Source organism: Cytobacillus sp. IB215316, assembly GCF_033963865.1.
In the GTDB taxonomy this organism is placed as follows: domain Bacteria; phylum Bacillota; class Bacilli; order Bacillales; family SM2101; genus Nanhaiella; species Nanhaiella sioensis.
The window spans coordinates 204,462-226,498 of record NZ_JAXBMC010000005.1 but is presented as its reverse complement, the minus strand read 5'-3'; the positions used below and the strand labels follow the sequence as shown (position 1 = coordinate 226,498).

Annotated in this window: 22 protein-coding genes; 1 reads left to right on the top strand and 21 read right to left on the bottom strand. The window is 36.3% G+C overall.

Features of this window, described 5'->3' with window-relative positions:
* Window positions 1-95: 95 nt before the first annotated feature.
* The 12 genes from SLH48_RS11285 to SLH48_RS11230 all read right to left on the bottom strand — a co-directional run bounded on the left by SLH48_RS11285 (window position 96) and on the right by SLH48_RS11230 (window position 13,423).
* Window positions 96-809: a YwiC-like family protein gene (locus SLH48_RS11285; RefSeq protein ID WP_214482584.1), complete on the bottom strand. Its 714-nt coding sequence runs from the start codon at window positions 807-809 to the stop codon at window positions 96-98.
* 643 nt (window positions 810-1,452) lie between these two features.
* On the bottom strand, window positions 1,453-2,424 hold the full coding sequence (locus SLH48_RS11280) for an NAD(P)H-dependent flavin oxidoreductase (RefSeq protein ID WP_214482583.1): 972 nt from the start codon (window positions 2,422-2,424) through the stop codon (window positions 1,453-1,455).
* A 32-nt stretch (window positions 2,425-2,456) separates the two neighbouring features.
* Window positions 2,457-3,236, bottom strand: a complete 780-nt coding sequence (locus SLH48_RS11275; protein ID WP_320258223.1) for an enoyl-CoA hydratase/isomerase family protein — start codon at window positions 3,234-3,236, stop codon at window positions 2,457-2,459.
* 52 nt (window positions 3,237-3,288) lie between these two features.
* A complete protein-coding gene (gene menE / locus SLH48_RS11270) occupies window positions 3,289-4,806 on the bottom strand; it encodes an o-succinylbenzoate--CoA ligase (RefSeq protein WP_320258222.1) in 1,518 nt (505 codons plus the stop codon).
* Between the two features lie 85 nt (window positions 4,807-4,891).
* Complete coding sequence (locus SLH48_RS11265; protein ID WP_320258221.1) at window positions 4,892-6,439, bottom strand: AMP-binding protein; 1,548 nt, start codon at window positions 6,437-6,439, stop codon at window positions 4,892-4,894.
* 139 nt (window positions 6,440-6,578) lie between these two features.
* Window positions 6,579-7,730 carry an acyl-CoA dehydrogenase family protein gene (locus SLH48_RS11260; protein WP_320258220.1) on the bottom strand — a complete coding sequence of 384 codons (1,152 nt, stop codon included), beginning with the start codon at window positions 7,728-7,730 and terminating at the stop codon, window positions 6,579-6,581.
* A gap of 216 nt (window positions 7,731-7,946) precedes the next feature.
* A complete protein-coding gene (locus SLH48_RS11255; protein WP_320258219.1) occupies window positions 7,947-9,098 on the bottom strand; it encodes an acyl-CoA dehydrogenase family protein in 1,152 nt (383 codons plus the stop codon).
* Between the two features lie 71 nt (window positions 9,099-9,169).
* Complete coding sequence (locus tag SLH48_RS11250; protein WP_320258218.1) at window positions 9,170-9,496, bottom strand: hypothetical protein; 327 nt, start codon at window positions 9,494-9,496, stop codon at window positions 9,170-9,172.
* Between the two features lie 3 nt (window positions 9,497-9,499).
* A complete protein-coding gene (locus SLH48_RS11245) occupies window positions 9,500-10,864 on the bottom strand; it encodes an acyclic terpene utilization AtuA family protein (protein WP_320258217.1) in 1,365 nt (454 codons plus the stop codon).
* 12 nt (window positions 10,865-10,876) lie between these two features.
* Window positions 10,877-11,089 carry an acetyl-CoA carboxylase biotin carboxyl carrier protein subunit gene (locus tag SLH48_RS11240; protein ID WP_320258216.1) on the bottom strand — a complete coding sequence of 71 codons (213 nt, stop codon included), beginning with the start codon at window positions 11,087-11,089 and terminating at the stop codon, window positions 10,877-10,879.
* 3 nt (window positions 11,090-11,092) lie between these two features.
* Window positions 11,093-11,878: an enoyl-CoA hydratase/isomerase family protein gene (locus SLH48_RS11235; RefSeq protein WP_320258215.1), complete on the bottom strand. Its 786-nt coding sequence runs from the start codon at window positions 11,876-11,878 to the stop codon at window positions 11,093-11,095.
* A 15-nt stretch (window positions 11,879-11,893) separates the two neighbouring features.
* Window positions 11,894-13,423: an acyl-CoA carboxylase subunit beta gene (locus SLH48_RS11230; protein ID WP_320258214.1), complete on the bottom strand. Its 1,530-nt coding sequence runs from the start codon at window positions 13,421-13,423 to the stop codon at window positions 11,894-11,896.
* 453 nt (window positions 13,424-13,876) lie between these two features.
* Here SLH48_RS11230 and SLH48_RS11225 point away from each other — a divergent pair, with 453 nt between their 5' ends.
* Window positions 13,877-15,622 carry a sigma 54-interacting transcriptional regulator gene (locus tag SLH48_RS11225; protein ID WP_320258213.1) on the top strand — a complete coding sequence of 582 codons (1,746 nt, stop codon included), beginning with the start codon at window positions 13,877-13,879 and terminating at the stop codon, window positions 15,620-15,622.
* 123 nt (window positions 15,623-15,745) lie between these two features.
* On the opposite strand, the gene SLH48_RS11220 is transcribed toward SLH48_RS11225, so the two are convergent.
* The 9 genes from SLH48_RS11220 to SLH48_RS11180 form a co-directional block, all read right to left on the bottom strand.
* A complete protein-coding gene (locus tag SLH48_RS11220) occupies window positions 15,746-16,087 on the bottom strand; it encodes a hypothetical protein (protein ID WP_320258212.1) in 342 nt (113 codons plus the stop codon).
* Window positions 16,045-16,251 (bottom strand): hypothetical protein, encoded by a 207-nt coding sequence (locus SLH48_RS11215; RefSeq protein ID WP_320258211.1) that lies wholly within the window; start codon window positions 16,249-16,251, stop codon window positions 16,045-16,047. Before SLH48_RS11215 ends, SLH48_RS11220 begins: the two co-directional genes overlap by 43 nt.
* Before the next feature lie 574 nt (window positions 16,252-16,825).
* Window positions 16,826-17,059: a molybdopterin converting factor subunit 1 gene (moaD, locus tag SLH48_RS11210; RefSeq protein ID WP_214482566.1), complete on the bottom strand. Its 234-nt coding sequence runs from the start codon at window positions 17,057-17,059 to the stop codon at window positions 16,826-16,828.
* The gene (locus SLH48_RS11205) at window positions 17,052-17,525 is read right to left on the bottom strand and encodes a molybdenum cofactor biosynthesis protein MoaE (protein WP_320258210.1); all 474 of its coding nucleotides are present in this window, start codon (window positions 17,523-17,525) and stop codon (window positions 17,052-17,054) included. Before SLH48_RS11205 ends, moaD begins: the two co-directional genes overlap by 8 nt.
* On the bottom strand, window positions 17,515-18,048 hold the full coding sequence (mobB, locus tag SLH48_RS11200; RefSeq protein WP_320258209.1) for a molybdopterin-guanine dinucleotide biosynthesis protein B: 534 nt from the start codon (window positions 18,046-18,048) through the stop codon (window positions 17,515-17,517). The genes SLH48_RS11205 and mobB overlap by 11 nt, the downstream gene beginning before the upstream one ends.
* Window positions 18,036-19,301 carry a gephyrin-like molybdotransferase Glp gene (gene glp, locus SLH48_RS11195; RefSeq protein WP_320258208.1) on the bottom strand — a complete coding sequence of 422 codons (1,266 nt, stop codon included), beginning with the start codon at window positions 19,299-19,301 and terminating at the stop codon, window positions 18,036-18,038. The genes mobB and glp overlap by 13 nt, the downstream gene beginning before the upstream one ends.
* Window positions 19,302-19,563: 262 nt before the next feature.
* Window positions 19,564-19,752, bottom strand: coding sequence for a FeoB-associated Cys-rich membrane protein (locus SLH48_RS11190; protein WP_320258207.1), 189 nt, complete (start codon window positions 19,750-19,752; stop codon window positions 19,564-19,566).
* A 44-nt stretch (window positions 19,753-19,796) separates the two neighbouring features.
* Window positions 19,797-21,809: a ferrous iron transport protein B gene (gene feoB, locus SLH48_RS11185; RefSeq protein WP_320258258.1), complete on the bottom strand. Its 2,013-nt coding sequence runs from the start codon at window positions 21,807-21,809 to the stop codon at window positions 19,797-19,799.
* Window positions 21,769-22,026, bottom strand: coding sequence for a FeoA family protein (locus SLH48_RS11180; RefSeq protein ID WP_320258206.1), 258 nt, complete (start codon window positions 22,024-22,026; stop codon window positions 21,769-21,771). The genes feoB and SLH48_RS11180 overlap by 41 nt, the downstream gene beginning before the upstream one ends.
* Window positions 22,027-22,037: the final 11 nt, after the last annotated feature.

The following is a 22,037-nucleotide window of genomic DNA, read 5'->3' as shown; positions in this document are numbered from 1 at the left end:
GTAGCTTAGTTGAATATTGACCTTATGAAATAAAAAGAGCTAACCTTTAATAGGTTAGCTCTCATTATAAATACGATATACATTTCAATGCTATTTTAGACTAACACTACAACGACTAAGAAAAAATAAACAGCATTTATAATTTCCCAGATACCTACTTTCAAAACAGAAACATTTTTTCCATAAAAGTAAAAAGCACGGACTACACTCGGTATATACGCAATAATAAACCAAGGGTAGCCACTTACAAATAATATAACTATGATTCCTAGATGGTATCCCCAAGAAAGCCAACGGTATGCATTATTTTTCTTCTCTCTTATCATTGTTTTCACATAAAATGTACTTCCTATAAAGAAGAACATTGATAGTAACAAAATACCAATAGCAACAAAATCTATCGTACCAGTCCCCCCATAATAACTAGCTACTCCACCGATGCTAAATGATGTAATTGCACTCATGTCATTTAGTAGTGCACGTTCTTGGTTTTTCTTTGCAAAATACACATTTACCACGAAAAAAGGCAACATGACGATGCCAAAATAAATAAGTTTATAATTAATAATTAATGCTACAACTAAACAAATTAGAGCTGGAAACATATAAATAAATGTCCATTTGAGATAAAATTCGCGTCGCTTTCCTTTCAAAAACATGAGCAAAGGATATGTACCTAAATAAAGTAATAGCCAGCCACCAAATAAGGGGATATGTATCATAGAAGGCTGCCCAGCAAATATTCCTACCAAAAATGGGATGAGTAACATAGCCCATGCACCGTGTTGTTTCGGAATCAAAGGTTTCATACTCGTTCACCTCACCTAAACTTTCTTAGATGTTATTATAATGAAACAACATAAAACAATAAGTGAGATAAATCACAAAGTTACAGTCCCTTCCAAGGCATCTTTGACTTTTTATTAACAATTTACAAAAATGTTGTGTATAGCCTAATTGTAAGCTCTTAAAAGGCTAGAATAACTTCTGGTCCTAGCCTTTCAATAGAGTGGTTATGATAAGGGTTGTTGTTTTCTCACGCTGAAAATAAGCGTAACTAAAGTTTCGTGACACCTTTCCGTCTATTAAGGTTGAAAATAGCAAAAAGGTTAAAGTCATGGGTAACCTTCCGATATTTTAACTTCATTAGATGAGAGTGATGTCCATGCAGCATGTTTTCCTTTGGCTGTTTTCACATTTTCGTTATAAGATTTAAGCACGTATACATTTAGCGTACGTGATAACTTTTTAATTATTGTGCACCTATACAACTCATCATACTGTCCATTTTTAGTAATGCTGTTTTTGCATTGATTGTTGATTTTCTTATTAAAAAATAGTCAACTAGCGCTTTTCTGCTGTACATAGTTGACTAACATATAAACCACTTATATAGTACTTGGTAATAATTTGATAACAATAGCAACAAAGTTTACGAAAAGAGCCTTTAAGCTAAACGAGCGTTTCAGACAACCTACCTTTAGCTAAATGATACTCATTTTGCATTTCCTCAATAATTTCAGCAACTGTTTGAGCTCTACTTATCTGACCAACTCCTTGCCCTGCTGAAAAAATATCCTTCCATGCTTTCGCATTTGTTTGGTTCATAAATGAAAAGTCAACAGTTTGTTTCTTTTCAAGTTCATTTATATCAATACCAGCATTTAAAATACTTTCCTTTAGGTAATTAGCGTATACACCACTAATGGCATCAGTATAAATAAGATCATCTACAGAAGCATCTATTAACATATCTCTATAATCTTCACTTGCAAAGCTCTCCTTTGCACTTATAAATCTCGTTCCAATGTAAGCCATGTCCATACCTAAAGCTTCAACTGCAAGAATATCACGTCCCGTCGTGATGCAACCTGCCAAGACTGTAATGCCATCCCAAAATTTTCTTACTTCTCCTGCAAAAGCAAAGCTATTAATTGTTCCAGCATGCCCTCCTGCACCTGAACATACTAGAATTAAGCCGTCAACTCCCGTTTTCGCAGCTTTGCGAGCATGAGGAATGTTACTTACATCAGCAAAGACAAGACCACCGTATTGATGAACAATTTCAACAACAGCTGACGGATTTCCAAGTGATGTAATAACAATTGGGGGCTGATATTTAGTTATTAACCGTAAGTCTTCTTCATATCGCGGATTTGTTTGATGAACGATAAAATTGACAGCCCATGGTGCAACTTTCAGTTGAGGATCTTCTTTTTTTGCAATAGCTAGCTCTGTTGAAATTTCAGCCATCCAATCTTCTAATATATCTACTGTTCTAGCATTTAATGTTGGAAACGAACCTATGACACCTAACTTACAACTTTCAATAACTAACTTTGGACTTGATATGAGAAACATTGGTGCTGAAATGACTGGTAAAGTTATATTTGTAGTCATATGTTTCGGCAGTTTTTCGTTCATTATCTTTCTCCCCTTTTTAATTCATACACTAATTACCTACCAGAAAATTGTGGTTGTCTTTTCTCAAAAAATGACGTTACTCCTTCTCTATGATCTTTCGTTGTAAAGGCAATACCTTGTGCCATAGCTTCTTCAGCTAAAATTTGATCAAAGCTTGATTCAAAACTATGGTTTAAAATTGACTTAGCCAATGCAATTGCATTTGGAGCACCTTCTGTTATTGTTTTCGCAAATTCAACTGCTCGTTCCATTAAATGTTCTGCAGATACTAATTCAAGCACAATACCATATTCAAACGCTTCTTTTGCAGTAATTTTTCGTCCTGAATACATAAGCTCCTTTGCCCTTTGTAACCCAACGGTGCGCGGTAAAAGAAACATTCCTCCCATATCAGGAACTAGACCAATTTTTGAAAAAATTTGAGAAAAAACAGCTTTCTCTGAAGCTAAAACAAAGTCACAACAAAGAGCTAAATTAAACCCTCCTCCAACTGCTAATCCATTGACAGCTGCAATAACTGGCTTTTCTAAAGCATAAATTCTTTTAAGTAAATCATGTCCCTCTATCAAATATTTACGCCCGTTCACTGCATTCAAATCTGGAAAATCAGTTACGTTCCCTCCTGAACTAAATGCACGACCAGTACCTGTCAAAATAATACTTTGCACATTTTCATCCTTCTCCGCTTTTCGAATAGTCCCTTCAAGTTCCTCAATTAAATCAAAAGACAGTGCATTTAGCTTATCAGGATTATTCAACGTAATTACAGCTGTACGATCTAGCAATTCGTATAATACTAAATTATTCATCATTTTATGTTCCTCCTTTTGTTTCTCTTATAAAACTAAGACAGTTTAAGTACTATCACAGCATGCTTCTTAGTTGAGTTTTTAACACTTTGCCAGTTGCATTTCGAGGTAGATTGGAAAGTAGCTCTATATGTTTAGGAATCTTATAATTCGCGAGCTTTCCATTACAAAATGTTGTGAAGTGTTCGATTGTCAAATTTTTGTCGGTATCATGTAGGACAATATATGCCCTAGGGACCTCACCCCATGTCTCATCTACTGCCCCAACTACGGCAACTTCTTTGATATCAGGATGCTTATATAAAACTTGTTCCACTTCTGCAGGATAAATATTTTCTCCACCACTTATAATCATATCTTTCTTTCTATCTACAATATAAATAAAACCCTCATCATCCATTCTGGCTAAATCACCTGTATAGAACCAACCATCTTTAATAGCCTTCTTCGTTTCAAGTGGCTTATTCCAATATCCAGCAAACACATTAGGGCCTTTGACTAATAATTCACCAACTTCACCATGTTCTACACGGCTTCCTAAGTCATTAACAATTTTCACTTCCGTGTGTATAGGGTTCTTACCAACTGAACCCATCTTTCGATAAGCATTTTTAGCATCTAGTAAGCTTACAAATGGAGCTGTTTCAGTTAATCCAAACCCTTCATATAACGGTACTTGTCTTTGCTGAAAAAATTCAATCACTGTGAGAGGACATGGTGCGCCACCAGAAATGCAAAATCGAAAAGATGATACATCATAGTCATTAATGAGGTTAGAATGTAAGAGAGCCATCCACATTGCAGGAACAAGAAATAGACTAGTTACTTTATAAGCTTGGATCGCATGTAGTACCTTATCTGGTTGAAAATGGTCTTGAAGAACGACAGTCCCTCCTTTATATAGTACAGGGGTCGTAAGAATATTCATCCCACCAATATGGAATAGAGGTGCCACAGTTAAAGTAATGTCATCTTCATTGAAAGCCAAAAATTGAATCGCATTAATTGCATTCCATTGTGTATTTCCGTGAGTTAACATTGCTCCTTTTGGTTTTCCAGTCGTACCAGACGTATACATCATCATATGAACATCATTTTCGCTCATTTCAAATTCAGGCTCATTCCCCAATGACTGATCTATTAAATTTTCGTAAGATAAATCTACTAAATCTGGAGAGTGACCAACATGGATGAAATAATTTAAGTCTTTTATTCTTTCACGCAATGCATTCACTGCTTGAGTCATTCTTTCATCGTAGATTAAATGACCTGCTCCAGAGTCTCGAACAATGTATTCAATTTCATCAATGCTAAGACGAAAATTTATCGGTACAAAAATAGCACCAATTTTAGCGCAAGCATACATCGTTTCCATACATTCATTTGAGTTAAAAAGGAGAGCATTAACTCTATCTCCAAATCGAACTCCTAGCTTAAGAAAACTATTAGCCAGTTTATTAACTCTAATATTTAACTCCTTATACGTGATTGTTTTATCTTTGTATATGAGAGCAGCTTGTTCAGGTCTCTGTTCACTATGATATGTTAGCCATGACCCTATTCCTTTGTTCATTGTGTTAACCCACCTTTCACTTATTTATTTATTACTTAGTCTTGTTTCGAAAAAATGTTTTTGTCAGAGTGAATGGTATTTTTTATTAAGACTTCGCGTGAGCATAGTGTTCTTGATATTGTTTTCGAATATGATGTTTCTGTATTTTTCCAGTGGATGTCATAGGTAATTCATTTACGATAACGACATCCTTAGGAACCTGGAATCCTCCTAAATATTGCTTGCAATATGCAATAATTTCTTCAGCCGTTAAATCCATTCCCTCTTTTGGAATTACAAACGCAGTCACTGCCTCACTCCAGTGCTCGTGTGGCAACCCTACAACTACTACATTTTGAACTTTAGCGTGATTAATAATTGTTTGTTCTACCTTTATAGATGCCACATTTTCTCCACCAGTTTTAATCATGTCTTTTTTTCGATCTACAAAAACCATTTGTCCCTCATCATCCCAATAACCTAAGTCTCCTGTATGATGCCAATCAAACATACGCGTTTGCTCGGTAGCTTGTTTATTATTTAAATATCCATTCATGACGTTCGGACCACGGTGGACGATTTCACCGACTTGATTTTTACTGAGGATGTTACCTTCGCCATCCATAATCACTGTATCGTTAATTAAACTACTCGTACCCCAATAAGATCCGAATCGGCGTAACTGTTCTTCTGGTTTAAAAAACATCGTACCTGGATACATTTCTGTTTGCCCAGTACCTAATAAAAAATTTGCATTCAATTCGGTTATGCCTTTTTCTAAAGTAAACTTATCCATAGGAGCCATCCCATACATACACGTTTCGAGAGATGAAAGATCATAGTGTTCTCTTTTTGGATGATGAATAATGGCTCGATACATAATAGGTAAGGCAAACATAACCGTAACCTTTTCCTCTTGGACTGTTTGCATAAAAGCCTCTGGTTCAAAAGCTTTATAAATGATATTCTTTGCCCCTATATTTATAAACGATGTAAGAAATGCATGTTGCGCACAATGAAACATCGGTAACATAATCGTTACGACATCCTCTTGCTTCAATTTGTTTTCAATAATGTTTGCTAAGCTTGATACATAGACACTCGTATGACTGATCATGACACCTTTCGGGTTTCCTGTCGTTCCACTCGTAAACATAATTTGAGCTACATCACGATCATGAATATCAACTACCGGTTCATCTGTAGATTCGTCATTGAAAGCAGCAAGAAATGCTAATTCTTCTTCTGAGGTGTTATTAAAATATAATAAGTGTTTTGCCTTTAAGCTCTCATAATCTTGCCTTAACAACGGTGCATCACCAAGGATGATCGATGCCTTCACCTCATCGAGAATATATAGCTTTTCTTGGATTGATATATGCGGGTTAATGGGTACCCATGTTAATCCTGCTTTTGCTATACCAAAAATAGCGATTACATGTTCGTAGGAATTCCCAGCAATGGTAGCTACACAATCACCTTTGTTAAATTCATTATTTAACAAATAGTTAGCAAATTGATTAACTGCATTGTCTAGTTGTTTATACGTTAACTCAACGTCACCATCAACAAGGGCTATTTTTTCAGGCACTCTGTTAGCTGTTCTTCTTAACATATCCCCAATGGCAATTCTGTTGATCTCGTTAATCATCATATGAACACCTCTTTTTTTGATATTTAAGCCATACTTATCCATAACCAGCTTGCTATTATAGAGCAGATACTTACATTTAACATAAAATATTAAAGCGCTTTCATTAACTGATCTATTAATGCCTTCATTTCTTAATTTACTAATCTACTATTTGTAGTTGCTTTGATAGAATTTCATTCATAATTTGTGTCGTACCACCTCCAATCGATTGGACTCTAGCATCTCGCCAATAACGTTGTACATCATATTCCATCATGTACCCTGCCCCACCAAAGATTTGCATAGCTTCATCACAGACCCTATTTACCATCTCTCCAGCATAAACTTTCGCAAATGTCGCTTCAGTCGTGATGTCTTTACCTTCATTGAATAAATATAACGCTCGATAAGTCATATGCTTTGCTTTTTCAATATCTACAGCCATATCAACCATTTTGTGTCGATTCACTTGAAATGCTGAAATTGGTTGATTAAATTGTATTCTTTCGGAACTATATTTCATGCTTGCCTCCAGTGCCATTTCCGCCTGAGCTACACATGCTAACGATAAGATGATTCTTTCCCATTGAAAATTTTTCATAATATAATAAAAGCCATCGTTCACTTTTCCAATTAGATTTTCTTCAGGTATTGCTACGTTTTCAAAGAATAACTCCCCAGTATCAGAGCTTCGCCAACCTAGTTTTTGCAAAGGCTTTCCAACATCGAAGCCATCCCATCCTGTTTCAACGATAAACAAGCTAATATTTTTATGCAGTGGCTCATTTCTCGTTTTGGCAGCAACTACGACATAATCGGCATTTACACCATTTGTAATGAACGTCTTTGATCCATTTAACTCATAATATCCATCTTTTTTTGTAGCAGTCGTACGCAGAGAGGAGACATCACTTCCAGCGTTTGGCTCAGTTATCCCAAGGGCTCCCACCATATCCCCAGCAATCGTAGGTTGAACATATTTTGTCTTTTGATGATCGTTACCAAAATTCAAAATAGGAGTCATGGCAATTCCAATGGAGCCTCCAATCGCAGCACCTACACCACCCGAGCCACATTTTGTTAACTCCTCAAGAAAAACGGCTTCAGTAATATAATCTAAACCTAATCCTCCATACTTCTTTGGCACTTTAATACCTAAATAACCTAGGTCTCCGATTCGCTTAAAAAGGCTGCGTGGGATTTCACCTTCCTTTTCCCACTCATTAACATAAGGCTTGACTTCCTTTTCCACAAACTTTCGAACGGTTCTACGAAATAATTTGTGTTCTTCAGTGAAGATCCAGTGAGTCATGAACAATTCACCCCCAAAAAAAATTGAAATTCAAAAAATAGCACACACCTCACCAACACATGCACTGTCGTCATTTCTGTTCGCTTCGAATGAATGACTTGAGTTAAGTTTTTCTAGACAAGTGAGCTAAAGACGTAAAAATAGTTGAAACAGCTAGAGAGGTTCGGTTCAGTAGCTAAACAGTTAGAAAAGCTTTCGATACAGCAAAACTCTTTCTTATAGCTCCATTTGCTTAGCGATAATTTCTTTCATAACCTCATCGGTTCCTCCGCCAATACGATACACTCTAGAATCACGCCAAATTCTTTGAATTTCATTTTCTAGCATATATCCGCTTCCTCCGAAAATTTGTAATGCTCGATCTGCTACCCAATGACACATTTTTGCTGATGTTAACTTTGCCATGGATATTTCTTTACTAGGTACTTCACCATTTGCAAATCTGTACGCAGTAGCATAGGTTAATTCTCTACAAAGCTCTATTTCAGTTTTCATTTCTACCAACAAGTGTGAAATGACTTGATTATTGTTAATAGTTTGATCGAATTGCTTTCTCGTTTTGGCATATTCCAGAGCTAAATTATACGCATGATCAGCCATACCGATTGCCCCAGCGGCAGCTATTAATCGCTCTCCTTGTAGTTCCCACATAATTTGTGCAAAACCTCGCCCTTCTTCCCCTAACAAGTTTTCATGTGGTACACGTACATCCTCAAATACAAATTCAGCAGTATCAGATGAGCGCATACCTACCTTGTCTAGCTTTCTACTGACAGTACAGCCAGGACGATTCGTTTCAACTAAAAACAGACTGATACCTTTATACCCTGGACTATCAGAAGTTCGTGTAACGAGTGTAATAAAATCAGCACTCGGACCATTTGTAATAAACGTTTTTGCTCCATTGATAACCCATTCGTTCCCATCTCGTTTAGCTCTCGTTTCAATAGAAGCTACATCAGATCCGTGATTTGGTTCTGTAATCCCAATTGAAGCGATTTTTTCACCTCGTAACGCTGGCTTCAAATACTTTTGTTGCTGTTCCTCTGTACCAAATTCCAATATTGGTGGAGTTGCCATATCAGTTTGAACAGCAACAGCCATTGGAAAACCACCAGCTCCACATTTCGCAAGCTCTTCAGCTAACACAATACCAGAGAAATAGTCCCAGCCTTGCCCTCCAACTTCTTCAGGGTAACGCAGTCCTAAAAATCCGAGCTCACCCATTCTTGCCATCATTTCTCTAGGAAAGCCGCCTGCTACTTCCCACTCATCTACGAAAGGAATTACTTCCTTTTGAACGAATTTTTTTATCGTCTTTCTTAACTGTTCGTGTTCATCTGAAAAATACGGTTCATACTTAATCATTACCACTCCTTTCTTAATGAAATATGTAAAGATTAGTTTTTGAGATGCTGAATTTTAAAAACGTCGATACTTCATAAATCTTGAGATATATCAATTTCTAACCTCAGTAAATTGGAACCAAAACATTTTCCGAGGTTATCTAATCGTAATGAGTTTGATCCGCCCCCATCTAAAGCATTAGTACATACAAAGTTAAGTGAGTGTATGTTTGGTAGTTCATACCTTGTTACATTTCCAAGTACTATTCCCTCAAAATGCTCCTTCACCTTTGCACTCGTTACTTGGTCAACGAGTATGTCATACCATTGTTCCTCTTTAGCAATAAGTCCTATATTTACGGTGTTGCCTTTATCACCTGAACGAGCTTGAGCTATTTCTGCAAGTAGTATCTTCGACATCCTTTACACCTCCTGAACCGTAACAGAAATCTTAGCCTCTACAAGGTGTCGAGGTATAAGCGTTGCCCACATACCAAATAGCTTTCTAGGTGGGATGTTTCCTATGTACGCCCCCATACTCGGTGGGCCATTTAAAGCAAGTGGTGGAAATAGCCTTGAAAAAGAAATGGCGTCTCTTTTAGATTTTGTACGTATGGCCATTCTAAGAAAAATCTCATTTGAATCGGTACTCACTTCTGTTGCCAAAGGACCATGTAGCGCGTTGTAACCGATGAAATCAGTTTTGATCTCATCAAATTGAAGTTTGCTCCTCTCTGCTTGAAGGCGAATAATTTCATCTGCTTTTTTCGCTTTTTCCAGTGCATTTGGCCAAGCAAAGCCAGTTATTACTTGCCCCATATAGCCATTGTCAAACCCCATAACGACTTTTAATTCAGCTGGTTTAGCTTTGCCTTTCACACCTGTGACTAAAACCTCATTTTCAGCAACTTGTTCGAGCTTCACATTCATTAAATCAACAACAACATCAGGCGTAATATATGCTGATGGATCATGGATTTCATACAGCATTTGTTCTTTCAGAGTATTTGGTGTAATAAGACCGCCGCGCTCCTTTACCTTACTGACGATAAACTCTCCATTTTCTTGACATTCAGCAATCGGATAACCTATTTCGTCCATTTGAGCAACTTCATGCCATTCACCGCTATAATTTCCCCCAGTTGATTGCGCAGAACACTCTAGTAAATGGCCCATAAACACACCACTTGCAAGCTTATCCCACTCCTGATCTCCCCAATTATATTCATATATTAAGGGTGCTAAAAATTGCGCGGTATCTGTCGTCCGTCCAGTGATTACAATATCTGCTCCTTCTTTCAATGCTTCTACGATGGGCTGTGCGCCGAGATAAGCATTTGCAAACAATACTTTATCTTTTACTGTACGAAAGGACTCATTCGTCTCAAAATGATCAAGAGAAACCCCTTGTTCTATTAAATCCTCTAAATCTTCATAAATATGATCTCCAGTGACGACAGCAACCTTTATGTTTTCAAACCTATTTTGCCTTGCAATTTGAATGACTTCTTGTTGAGCTCTTAGTGGATTCAAACCTCCCGCGTTTGTAAGGATCTTCATTCCTTGTTTCTTCACATATGGTAACAGTGCTTTCATTGATAAAGTTATATCCCTTGCATATCCTAGATGAGGATCTTTTTGTTGGTCCTTTAATAATATTGCCATCGTTAATTCTGCTAGGCAGTCAAAGCATAAATAATCGACATTACCGTGCTTTGCTGTTGCAATTGCTGATTCAATTGTATCCCCATAAAAGCCTTGAGCAGCGCCTATTCGAATTGACTTCACATAACCACCTCCCTAGTCTTCCATTTCTATAACAATATCACTTTCTTGTACAAAATCTGTTTCACTAGCTATTACTTTTTTTACTGTCCCTTCAGCTGTTGCTTCGATTGGAATTTCCATCTTCATAGATTCCATTATGATAAGAACATCACCAATTTGGACATGGTCGCCATCCTCCACTAAAACCTTCCAAACATTCCCACTTATAGGAGCTTCATAATTCACTGTTTATACCCCTTTCCAATCGGGCACTCGTTTCTCTAAAAATGCTGAAGCACCCTCTTTTAGGTCCTTGCTCTTAAAAGATACAAGCCTTAAGTTTGATAAATAATCAAAGGATTTCATAAAATCCATCTGTTCAGTCGTAAAATATGAATCTAGTGCTAGCTTTACAGCAAGTGGACTATGAGATGCTATTATTTTTGCAGTATTCCAGACTTCTTCATCTAATCTCTCTGGTTCCACAACTTGATGAACTAAATGATATTTACATGCTTCTTCAGCGGTTAACACTTCTGCCTTAAGCATCATTTCCATTACTTTACGGTTTCCTACTGCTCTTCTTACCCATGGCAAAATGACAAATGGAACAATACCTAGCTTCAGCTCTGTTAAGCCTAATTTTGCACTAGTGGATGCAATAGCTATATGGCACATTGCAACTAGACCTGTTCCACCACCAAGTGCCGCACCGTTTACAGCAGCAATCATCGGTGTTTGTACCGTTGCACCTAGTTTAAATAACTCTGTACTACTTTTTCCTTCAAAATATAATGTAGGAACATCCTTTTCAGAAGTCCGCTTAAATTCATTCAGATTTCCACCTGCTGAGAAGGATTTTCCACGCCCTGTTAAAATCATGGCTTGAACTTGTTCATCTGAGTCAGCTAGCTTTATCGCTTGGATAAGCTCTGTAACTAACTTCTCTGTTAATGGATTTCTCACTTCAGGTAGATTAAGAGTAATCGTTGCAATATGCTCTTTCACTTCGTATAAAATTGTTTGGAATTCCACTATTACACCTCTTTTCTATACTGGATGAATCGCGTTTCTCTTTTCGGGCACATGTACTTTTTTCGTTTTATATAATGCAAACCTACGAATAACTGCCGACCTTAACTCTTCAAAGCCGATTAAATCATCTATAATTAACTCTGAAGCTAGCTTATGGATATTAATATTCTCTGCATATTCCTCTCGCTTAGCTTGAACAAAAGCCTGGCGTTCTTCTTCAGGAAGCTCGAGTATTTTATTTAAATATACTGCATTTACAGCTGCCTGCGGTCCCATTACAGCTATTGATCCACTCGGCAGCGCTAACACTGCATCTGTTCCAAACGCAGGTCCAGCCATCGCATATAATCCAGCACCGTAACACTTTCTTACAACGACACAAATTTTTGAAACTGTTGCTTCTGATAATGCAGAAATCATTTTTGCACCATGCCTAATGATTCCGCTTCTTTCCACTTTTGATCCAATCATATAGCCTGGAACATCTGATAAAAACAACAGAGGAATACTATAGGCATTACAAATTTTTATAAAGCGTGCTGCTTTGTCTGGCGAATCTACAAATAAGGTGCCACCTTTTACCTTTGGTTGGTTTGCAACTAACCCAGTTACTTTTCCACCAATCCTACAAAAACCAGTTATGAGCTCTGGTGCAAATAACTTCTTATATTCAAACCAGCTATCTTCGTCAATTACTTGATTAATCAGTTCATACATATCGAAAGGAACGTTTTCATTTTGAGGAATAATTTCTTCTATCTTTCTTCCTGTTACTGGTTCTTTACTTACGCCCTCATCCGGCACTTCTTGCCAATTTTGTGGCATAAATGTTAAGTACTGCTTACATGTTTCGATCGCTTCATCTTCAGTTTGAACGAGAACATCACCAAGTCCACTCACTGAGCAATGCATTTTCGCACCACCCATATCATCCATCGTCGTTTTCTCACCGATCGCCATTTCAACCATCCTTGGAGATCCCAAATATGCTGAAGCATTTTGATCAACCATAATCACCAAATCAGAAAAAGCAGGTACATAGGCAGCACCAGCTGGTGACGGTCCAAATAAAATACATATTTGCGGTACGGATCCAGACATTTGGATTTGGTTATAAAAAACCTTTCCACCTTGTCTTTTCCCAGGAAAAACTTCCAATTGCTCAGTTATTCTAGCTCCTGCAGAATCAATAAGGTATAACATTGGTACTTGTAGTTCCATCGCTTTTTCTTGAATTCGTATATTCTTTTCGACTGATTTTGGTCCCCATGACCCTGCTTTTACTGTGGAATCGGCAGCCAAAAAACATACCGTTCTCCCGTTAATCTCACCTATACCAGTAATACATGCGTCAGCAGGTAATTCAGGTTCCTCCGCATTGGCAAATAAACCGTCCTCAACGATTGACCCCTCGTCAAATAGCTTCGATAACCTACTTCGAACGAACATTTTGCCTTTACTTGCGTTATACTGATGATATTTTTCTTTCCCACCTTTTAAAATTCTTTCTTTTTCTCTGAAATATAGTTCATAATCTTCTCTCATTAATTAGCCCCCTTATAAACAAGAAAAATAAGTAGATGGATATAAAAGAAATCCTACAAATAGCTATATGCAAATGTTGTGCCAAATAAGTAAATCAGTGAATTTGACCGATAAATATAGTGATTTAGCTCATATAATTGAATTTTTGACCTGTAAATATTGTAATTTGACCCATATAACTGAGTTTTTGACCCGTAAATATTGTAATTTGACCCATATAACTGAGTTTTTGACCCGTAAATATTGTAATTTGACCCATATAACTAAGTATTTGATCCATAAATGTGGTGTACTTAACTCATACGACGGAATTTCATACACAAATATTCCTTAGAAAATATCGATTATATATTGCTGTTAGCATCGTTACATATGTCCGTAGTAACTTACGACTGTACAGAAACCGGACAAATATGTTGAATATTCAAAAATTTTTTAATACAATTACAACATATGGAAAAGGGGGTTATCCTTATAGAAATTCGTCAAATCACTTCATTTCAATTTATCAAAGTAGTACCTACGAGCTCCGTTCGTGAAGTTCTTCAAGCTTTTTTACACTTTCGTCAGGATATCGCTTGCGTATTAAATAACAAAAAATTCGTAGGAATTGTCACCAAATATTCTCTCTATCGTTGTTTACTTGATTCAGGAGATTTAGCAAAAGAAATCACTCCCTACATAAAAAAAAACGTAGTAACACTTAATGAAAATGATAATGTATATTATGCAAAAGACTTGCTAGTGCAAGAAAATGTTGGTCATGCCATCGTTCTAAACGATCAACAAAGAGTGGTAGGCGTACTTACAAAGTCTGAACTCATTCGAGGATTAATAACAGAAAGTCAAAGCTTAACAGAACGTCTCAATTTATTAATTAATAACTTAGAAGAGTCGGTTATCTCTGTTAACTTAGATCTCACAATTACATCCGTTAACACATCTGCAACTAATATCCTTAACTATGAAAAAAACCAACTTATAAATCACTCTATAGAAGAAATCTCTCCAGCAATTTCAAATTATTTAAAATCTACAATTCAATCTAAGACCATTATTAAGCATAAGCAACTATCGATAGGTACAACATCAGTGATTGCTTCTTTTATTCCTCTGCTACAATGGCAAACAGTTACTGGGGGAATGGTAGTTTTAAAGGATATTACTGATTATGAGCAGGTTGCTAGAGATTTAGTATCTACGAAACAAAGCGCAAATTATTTTACACACATTATTTCTCGAAGTGAAAGAATGGAAGACTTAAAACAACAAGCACTAATAGCCGCACAATCATTTTCTACTATTCTAATTTCTGGAAAAAGTGGCACAGGGAAAGAATTAATAGCAGATGGTATCCATTTTTCATCAGGCAGAAAAGGGAAATTCATCAAAATTAACTGTGCAGCCATTCCTGAAGAGCTGTTAGAAGCAGAGATTTTCGGCTATACTTCTGGTGCCTTTACTGGTGCGAAAAAAGGAGGAAAACCAGGTAAATTTGAATTAGCCCATGAAGGTACCCTGTTTTTAGATGAAATAGGTGATATGCCCTTATCTCTCCAAGCAAAGCTATTACGTGTTTTACAAGAAAGAGAGTTTGAAAGAGTTGGTGGCACAAAAACGATCAAGGTTGACGTGAGAATTATAGCAGCTACAAATAAGAATTTAATTGAGTTAATAGCTAAAGGAAATTTTAGAGAAGATTTATACTATCGAATAAATGTCATTCAACTCCATATCCCTCCTTTAAATGAACGTATGGAGGATATCCCTTTACTATGTAATCACTTCATTGAAAAATGTAATGCCAAAACAAAGCGCACTATCGTTGGTATTTCAAACGGTGGCATTGAAAAGCTTCAACAATATGATTGGCCAGGCAATGTACGACAACTTGAGAATATTATTGAACGAGCTTATCACTTTACTAATACAAAATGGATTGAGCCACTACATATTCAATTTGAAGAGCTTACACACGGACTTCAACAAACACAACCTACTTTTCATAGCTTTAATAATGGATATTTTACTAATCAAAAAAATCTACTGAAAGAGTCTGAAAAATCACTGATCATTCAAGCGCTTATCCAAACAAACGGTAATCGAACTAAAGCCGCTCATTTGTTAGGAATTAGTCGCTCCACGCTTTATGAAAAAATAAAAAACTATGCTATAAAAGAGCAAACCCATTATATGTAAGAAATATCCTCCTATAATATAGTCGTAAAATTCTCGATCCAATAACCCCAGACTCATTCTTTCATGGGAGTATTGGATTTGTTTTCGTGTAGATAAAGAGCTCATTAGAAATGGTTGGAGTGTTCATTTTATATGGTTTATATATCGTTGGTCATAATCTAATTCCAACTTAACTTTCTCTTTATGATTTTTTCCATCTTTGGTTCTCCAACTAAATTCAAAAATAGTTTGCTCCATAATATCTTCAAAAGACAAGCTATTATCAGGATAAGCCCCTCCACCACCTCTTTTAATTGAGACATATTTCACAAACTGTTCCGCATCTGTTTCTCCTACACTGTGAGGTACAATGCCATCTCTAAAATAATCATATACTTTTACTTCAATTTTTCCTTCTAGTTGCTGAGGATCTCCCAGATAGGTTATTTCTTCGCTACCTTCAATTGCTCCTTTATTAGATTCCATGCAATTTGATAATCTTTCACCTCCCAATACTCACCCTTACCTGCGAGTTTAAATAGATAATTATTTTTTATAACTGTTGTTGGAAAAAAAACCTTAACACAATAAAAGGTAGCTAAGTTAGTTAAAATGACTATAATAATAAGATTTTTCCAGCTAAACTTCATCCTTCTCCCTCCTTTCCCTAATCGTTCAAAAGATGTAAAACCCCAATTATAATATTTTAATAAGCTTCGAGTACTTCTTCACTTGATGCCGTTTCAATGTCAGAAGTTATTCAGAATTCTTCACTACTTGTATCATTTTGGCTCAGTTCAACCAAAATAATTTATGGAAAGATTAAAGTAATATTAGATAGAGCAACAATACTGGCTCTACGGCTATAATCTGAGAGATTTCGTTATAAAAAATCCATTAGTATTTTTTCTCACTACATAATATATACGAATATCCTGATACACTAAAATAGATAAGTAAAATAAGATATATCTAATTATCCTTTTTCATTTTCCAACTCACTTTCTGCCCCTTTTTTAATGTACATTCCAAAATGTTCCTCTAAAACAGAGTATAGCGTATTATATATCTCTATCATTTGTACATTTTCTGAATTCTCATTATAAATGGGATAATGCTATATAAGAGAAGGTTAATCAACATAACACTTATGAAATATTGGCTAACAAAAAAGTGAGTCATCAGTCGACTCACTTTTTCTGGTGGTTAATATAATCTTTATTTTCACCCTCCGCTTACAGGTGGAATAAGTGCAACAATATCCCCTGCTTGGATGACATCATTTACTTGTGCATACTCTTCATTTATAGCAAACATTAATTGTTCTACATTTTGTAGTTCAAATTGGTCTGATAGCAATACTTTTAATTCAGCAATTGTTAGAGGTGCCTTATCTATCGTTATCGTTTCTTTACCTACCTCATCCTGCAAATGTGCAAAAAGTAAAACTTTAATCATTGATATGCTCCTCCTCAGGTTGTCCTGTTGGGTATTCATTTTGTTCCAGTTGATCTCCAATCCATTTTTCACCATTTTCCCAATGCTCTTTTTTCCAAATAGGAACAATTTGCTTTATACGTTCAATCGCATACTCATTCGCCTCATAAGCATCTTTTCTGTGAGGCGTTGATACAGCAATGACCACTGCAATGTCTGATATTTCTAACCTGCCAATTCGATGAGTGATCGCTACTGTAGCATCAGGCCATTTCTCTGTTATTTCTTCACCTATTTGTGCTAGTTTTTTTTCAGCCATCGTAACATATGATTCATATTGTAAAAATAAAGTTCGCTTTCCCTTTGTAAACTCTCTCACTGTACCGATGAAAGTAGTTACCGCTCCTGCTTCACGCCTAACTACTTTATCTATTAATTCTTGAACTCGAATTGGATCTTCAGTCACTGAAAAATTTTTATTGTCCATGTCGTCTCCTCACATTTTGTAAAATCGTCGGAATATATTTTTCTTGCTCACCAATATTGAACACCTTATATTGAAACTCATCAAATTGATGATGATCGAACCATTTTACAATAGCTAACACGTTCGTTAATTCGTTACATAAATGGATATCTTCTATCGATCGTAATAAAACGATTTTCGGAAATTGTGCTTGTTTATATCCCTCTACAAAAATGATGTCTAGGCCAAATGGATTATACATTTGTAGTAATTGCTTCAAGGAAGTTTCGTCATTTTCAATATGAATGTGAACAGTCCCTTCCCCCTCAACCCCAGTTATGACTGCACCAGCTTGCCGGTGACGATATGTGTCTTTCCCTACATCATTTGCCTTTGGTTTGCCACCGTGTCCGTGATGTTTAATTGTGCCAACCTTTAAACCTTGTTTGACTGATTCATGCACAAAGCGTTCAACTAAAGTGGTTTTCCCACTATTCTGATACCCTACTATTTGTAAAATTACTGGTGTCTTCACCACGGCCATTGACAACCTTCTTGATCTTCAAGTAACAACACGTCTACCAGCATTCCTTTTTGAAATCCTCTAGTGCCACCTGGTAACATCATTAACGCATTCGTAGAAGCTAAAGAAACAACTACATTTGATTTATCTAAACCACTCGGCGCTACAAAAACTTTTCCTTCATGGTATGACAGCTTACTCCTTACAAATCTCGTGAAAGGATTAGCTTTAGGGAAGTCTTCATTAAGCGTAGCTTGAATTTTTTGAAGGTGTGGACGTGCTGAAAATAATAGGCTCCTTATGATTGGACGAGCATATAGTTCAAAACCAACATAACAGGCTGATGGATTCCCAGATAAGCCAAATAATAGCTGACCATTTAACTGTGCAACTGAAGTCACACTGCCAGGTCGCATTGAAATTTTGTTGAAAAGGAGTTCAGCTCCTAGCTTGTTATAAATTTCTTGTATGTAATCAAAGTCTCCTACAGAAACACCGCCTGTGGTAATAAGAATATCAACATGTTGAAGTGCATTTTTCATCGCCTCGTAACATGATTGAAAATCATCCATGAGCTTTCCAAGATAAACGGCCTCTCCACCACAACGTTCTATTTGATCGCAGATCATGTAGGAATTACTATTTCGTATTTTTCCTGGCTCTAGAGGCATATCTACATCAAGTAGTTCTGACCCTGTTGCAAACACACCTACTTTTGGTTTTTTTCCTACTTTTACAGTACTATAACCAAAAGTAGCTAATAACGCTTTTATACCTGGATTTATAACATGTCCTTTTTCAACTAATACAGTACCTTTTTTTGTGTCTTCACCTTTAAAAGAAACGTTATCACCTTCTTTAAAAGGTCGCTTTATAGACATATACTTTTTTCCATCACGTTCGTATTGCTTAGTTAATTCGAGCATTACAATCGCGTCTGCAGTCGAAGGCATTCGTGCTCCGGTCATAATTCGTATCGCTTGGCCTTCTGTTAATGTCTCTGATGCTACCTGCCCGGCACCTATTTCTTCAACCACTTCAAATTCAATAAGATTATGTTGATTCGCATGTATGGAATCTACTGCTCGTATCGCAAAGCCGTCAAAAGCAGAGCGATCAAAATGTGGTACATCGTGATCTGCAACAATCGTTTCTGCAAGAAAACGACCATAGCAATCATCTATTGATACTTCTTCTATTTCACCATGCTTAGCATGTGCCATAACCTTACTAACAGCTTCTGATACTGGTGTTAATTGTCTTTTTTCCACCATAGGCCTACTCCTTTATAGTTATTTCTAACAGACTTTTATACATTCTAATTATTTACGGGTATACAACAAAAGTTTCCAACATCTTTTCTTCTTTTTAACGATAGCTTAAAGCTTGTTTAGCTGAACTCATTACATAAAATGATGACTTAAGTTGATGAAACTTTTTTAATAGAAAAGTCCTTGACCACGACTGCCAAATTACTAAATTGGTTTATTTTCTCATCCTTGTTAAATCTCCTCTAAAAGAAACCATGCTCCTCCATTATTTAACTGTATGCTCTTCTGGAGCTTGTGAAACTTCATCATGTACTGTTGAAGTATGATCACATGGAAGCTGGCAAGCACTTGAACAATTTGCACATTTTCCTTTTGAGCTACGTTTTAATGATTTTAAGAGCATGAATGCCGCATAACCGATAATCAATGTTCCAAGGACAATATTTATTACCATTTTATCACTTCCTTTAATATTTAGTCAGTGATCTATACTTACTACTATAAAAACATTTTTCCGACTTGATAAATAAGTAAAGAAATTACATAAGCTATTACTAGGGCATATCCAACTGAAAAAAGTGTCCATTTCGTCGAATTCGATTCTTTTTTTATCGTAGCTACTGTTGCAAGACAAGGTACATATAAAAGGACAAATGACATAAAGCTAATAGCGGAGATTGGTGTATAATATTCTGATAGCATGCCTTGTAAAGAGTCTGTGTTAGGCGCATAGTAAATAATATTCATCGTCGATACGACAACTTCTTTTGCAAAAAAACCTGTCATCAACGAAGCGGCAGCTTGCCATGTGCCAAATCCTAAAGGGGCAAATAAAGGAGCTATATAACCACCTATTAAAGCTAAAAAGCTATTATCCATTTGTTCAGCGACACCACTTGGTCCAAAGTATGTTAACAACCAAATAAAAACAGAACCTGCAAAAATGATTGTTCCCGCTTTTTTCAAAAATCCCTTTCCCTTCTCCCACGTACTACGTGACAATGTTAACAATTGAGGGATGCGATAAGGAGGTAGTTCCATGACGAACAGTGATTTTTCTCCTTTGAAAAATATACTAGAGAACAATTTTGCTAGCACCATCGCAACAACAATTCCTAATACATACAATGAAAATACGATGACAGCTTGATGTTTAATAAAGAACGTCCCTGCAAACAACGCATATACAGGTAATCTTGCTGAGCAAGACATTAAAGGAGTTAATAATATTGTTAACAGTCGCTCTTTCGGTTGCTCAATTGTTCTAGCTGCCATAACACCTGGAACATTACATCCGAAACCAATAATCATAGGAATAAATGCCTTTCCATTTAAACCAATTGCCTCCATTAATCTATCCATCACTACAGCTACTCTCGCTAAATATCCTGAATCTTCAAGGAATGAGATTAATAGAAACAAGATAAAAATTTGTGGTACAAATACTAATACTCCACCAACCCCTGCCACAATGCCATCAAGTACCAACGATTGAATAAACTCCGAAGCACCGATTACCTCAAGTCCATTTGCTAACAATGATGATATTGGTCCTGAAATAAAGCCATCCAACAAATCCGCTAAAGGCGAACCGAGCCAATCAAAAGTTAACATAAAAATGATATACATAAATAGTAAAAATAGTGGTAACCCGAAGTATTTATTCGTGACTATATTATCAATTAATTCCGTTGTAGTTCTTTCCTTTGTCTCAGACACTTCCATTACGTTTACTATTAAGCCACCGATAAACTGATCACGTATATGATAGATGAATTGACGTATTGTTCCACTTTCTGTAACTTTTGATATCATCTGTTCCGTTTGGTGCTTTATTTGCTCAAGTATATTTGGTTCTAAAAATTGTCTAACATAGGATTCTACTTGTTTGTTACCTTCCAAATATTGTATAGCTAACCACCGTTTTGATATGGATAAATTGTCGGGTAGTATTTCTTCAATTTGCTGAATTGCTTCTTCTAAAATAGCGCCATAATTTAATGTAAATATTCGTTCATTAGATTCATTAAGTAACGCAAGATTAGCTGTAAGTTCTTCACAGCCCATTCCAGTTCTAGCAATAATAGGAGCTACTATGACATCAAGCTTATCAGCTAATTTTTCAGCATTGATTATCAAGCCTCTTTTTTTTGCAACATCAACCATATTTAAACCGATAATGATAGGTTTCTCGAACTCTAACAACTGCACTGTTAAGTGTAAATTCCGCTTTAGTTGAGAAGCATCAACAATATTAACAATTTTTTCAAATGATGCTGTCAGCATAAAATTTGTGACAACTTCTTCATCCTTTGAAAGTGGATTTAATGAATACACTCCTGGGAGATCAATGAGCTGGCCTTGTTTATCTCTTAAGATACCAATTTTCTTCTCAACGGTCACCCCACTCCAGTTGCCAACGTATTCATATGATCCTGTCAAATTATTAAACAGTGATGTTTTTCCCGTATTAGGATTCCCGAATAGTGCAATTTGTGAGGACAATATCATCCACTCCAATCTTCGCTGCCTCATTACGTCTAATGCTTATACATTGTCCGCAGCACTCAATCAATACTGGACCTCCAAATGGCATGACACACTTTAAGCAAATATTTTCACCTTCTACGACGCCCATGTCTAATAACCGTTGCTTCACAAGATCACTTGCTAATGACAAATCAATAATTTTTGCTGTAGAGCCTTTTTTCAAGTTAGCCATGTTCATATGATATTCCT

Bases quoted from the DNA above. Each gene is read 5' to 3' on its own strand.
- SLH48_RS11285 (WP_214482584.1), bottom strand. From the start codon at position 809: ATGAAACCTTTGATTCCGAAACAACACGGTGCATGGGCTATGTTACTC.
- SLH48_RS11280 (WP_214482583.1), bottom strand. From the start codon at position 2,424: ATGAACGAAAAACTGCCGAAACATATGACTACAAATATAACTTTACCA.
- SLH48_RS11275 (WP_320258223.1), bottom strand. From the start codon at position 3,236: ATGATGAATAATTTAGTATTATACGAATTGCTAGATCGTACAGCTGTA.
- menE (WP_320258222.1), bottom strand. From the start codon at position 4,806: ATGAACAAAGGAATAGGGTCATGGCTAACATATCATAGTGAACAGAGA.
- SLH48_RS11265 (WP_320258221.1), bottom strand. From the start codon at position 6,439: ATGATGATTAACGAGATCAACAGAATTGCCATTGGGGATATGTTAAGA.
- SLH48_RS11260 (WP_320258220.1), bottom strand. From the start codon at position 7,730: ATGACTCACTGGATCTTCACTGAAGAACACAAATTATTTCGTAGAACC.
- SLH48_RS11255 (WP_320258219.1), bottom strand. From the start codon at position 9,098: ATGATTAAGTATGAACCGTATTTTTCAGATGAACACGAACAGTTAAGA.
- SLH48_RS11250 (WP_320258218.1), bottom strand. From the start codon at position 9,496: ATGTCGAAGATACTACTTGCAGAAATAGCTCAAGCTCGTTCAGGTGAT.
- SLH48_RS11230 (WP_320258214.1), bottom strand. From the start codon at position 13,423: ATGAGAGAAGATTATGAACTATATTTCAGAGAAAAAGAAAGAATTTTA.
- SLH48_RS11225 (WP_320258213.1), top strand. From the start codon at position 13,877: ATGGAAAAGGGGGTTATCCTTATAGAAATTCGTCAAATCACTTCATTT.
- SLH48_RS11220 (WP_320258212.1), bottom strand. From the start codon at position 16,087: ATGGAATCTAATAAAGGAGCAATTGAAGGTAGCGAAGAAATAACCTAT.
- SLH48_RS11215 (WP_320258211.1), bottom strand. From the start codon at position 16,251: ATGAAGTTTAGCTGGAAAAATCTTATTATTATAGTCATTTTAACTAAC.
- moaD (WP_214482566.1), bottom strand. From the start codon at position 17,059: ATGATTAAAGTTTTACTTTTTGCACATTTGCAGGATGAGGTAGGTAAA.
- SLH48_RS11205 (WP_320258210.1), bottom strand. From the start codon at position 17,525: ATGGACAATAAAAATTTTTCAGTGACTGAAGATCCAATTCGAGTTCAA.
- mobB (WP_320258209.1), bottom strand. From the start codon at position 18,048: ATGGCCGTGGTGAAGACACCAGTAATTTTACAAATAGTAGGGTATCAG.
- glp (WP_320258208.1), bottom strand. From the start codon at position 19,301: ATGGTGGAAAAAAGACAATTAACACCAGTATCAGAAGCTGTTAGTAAG.
- SLH48_RS11190 (WP_320258207.1), bottom strand. From the start codon at position 19,752: ATGGTAATAAATATTGTCCTTGGAACATTGATTATCGGTTATGCGGCA.
- feoB (WP_320258258.1), bottom strand. From the start codon at position 21,809: ATGATATTGTCCTCACAAATTGCACTATTCGGGAATCCTAATACGGGA.
- SLH48_RS11180 (WP_320258206.1), bottom strand. From the start codon at position 22,026: ATGAACATGGCTAACTTGAAAAAAGGCTCTACAGCAAAAATTATTGAT.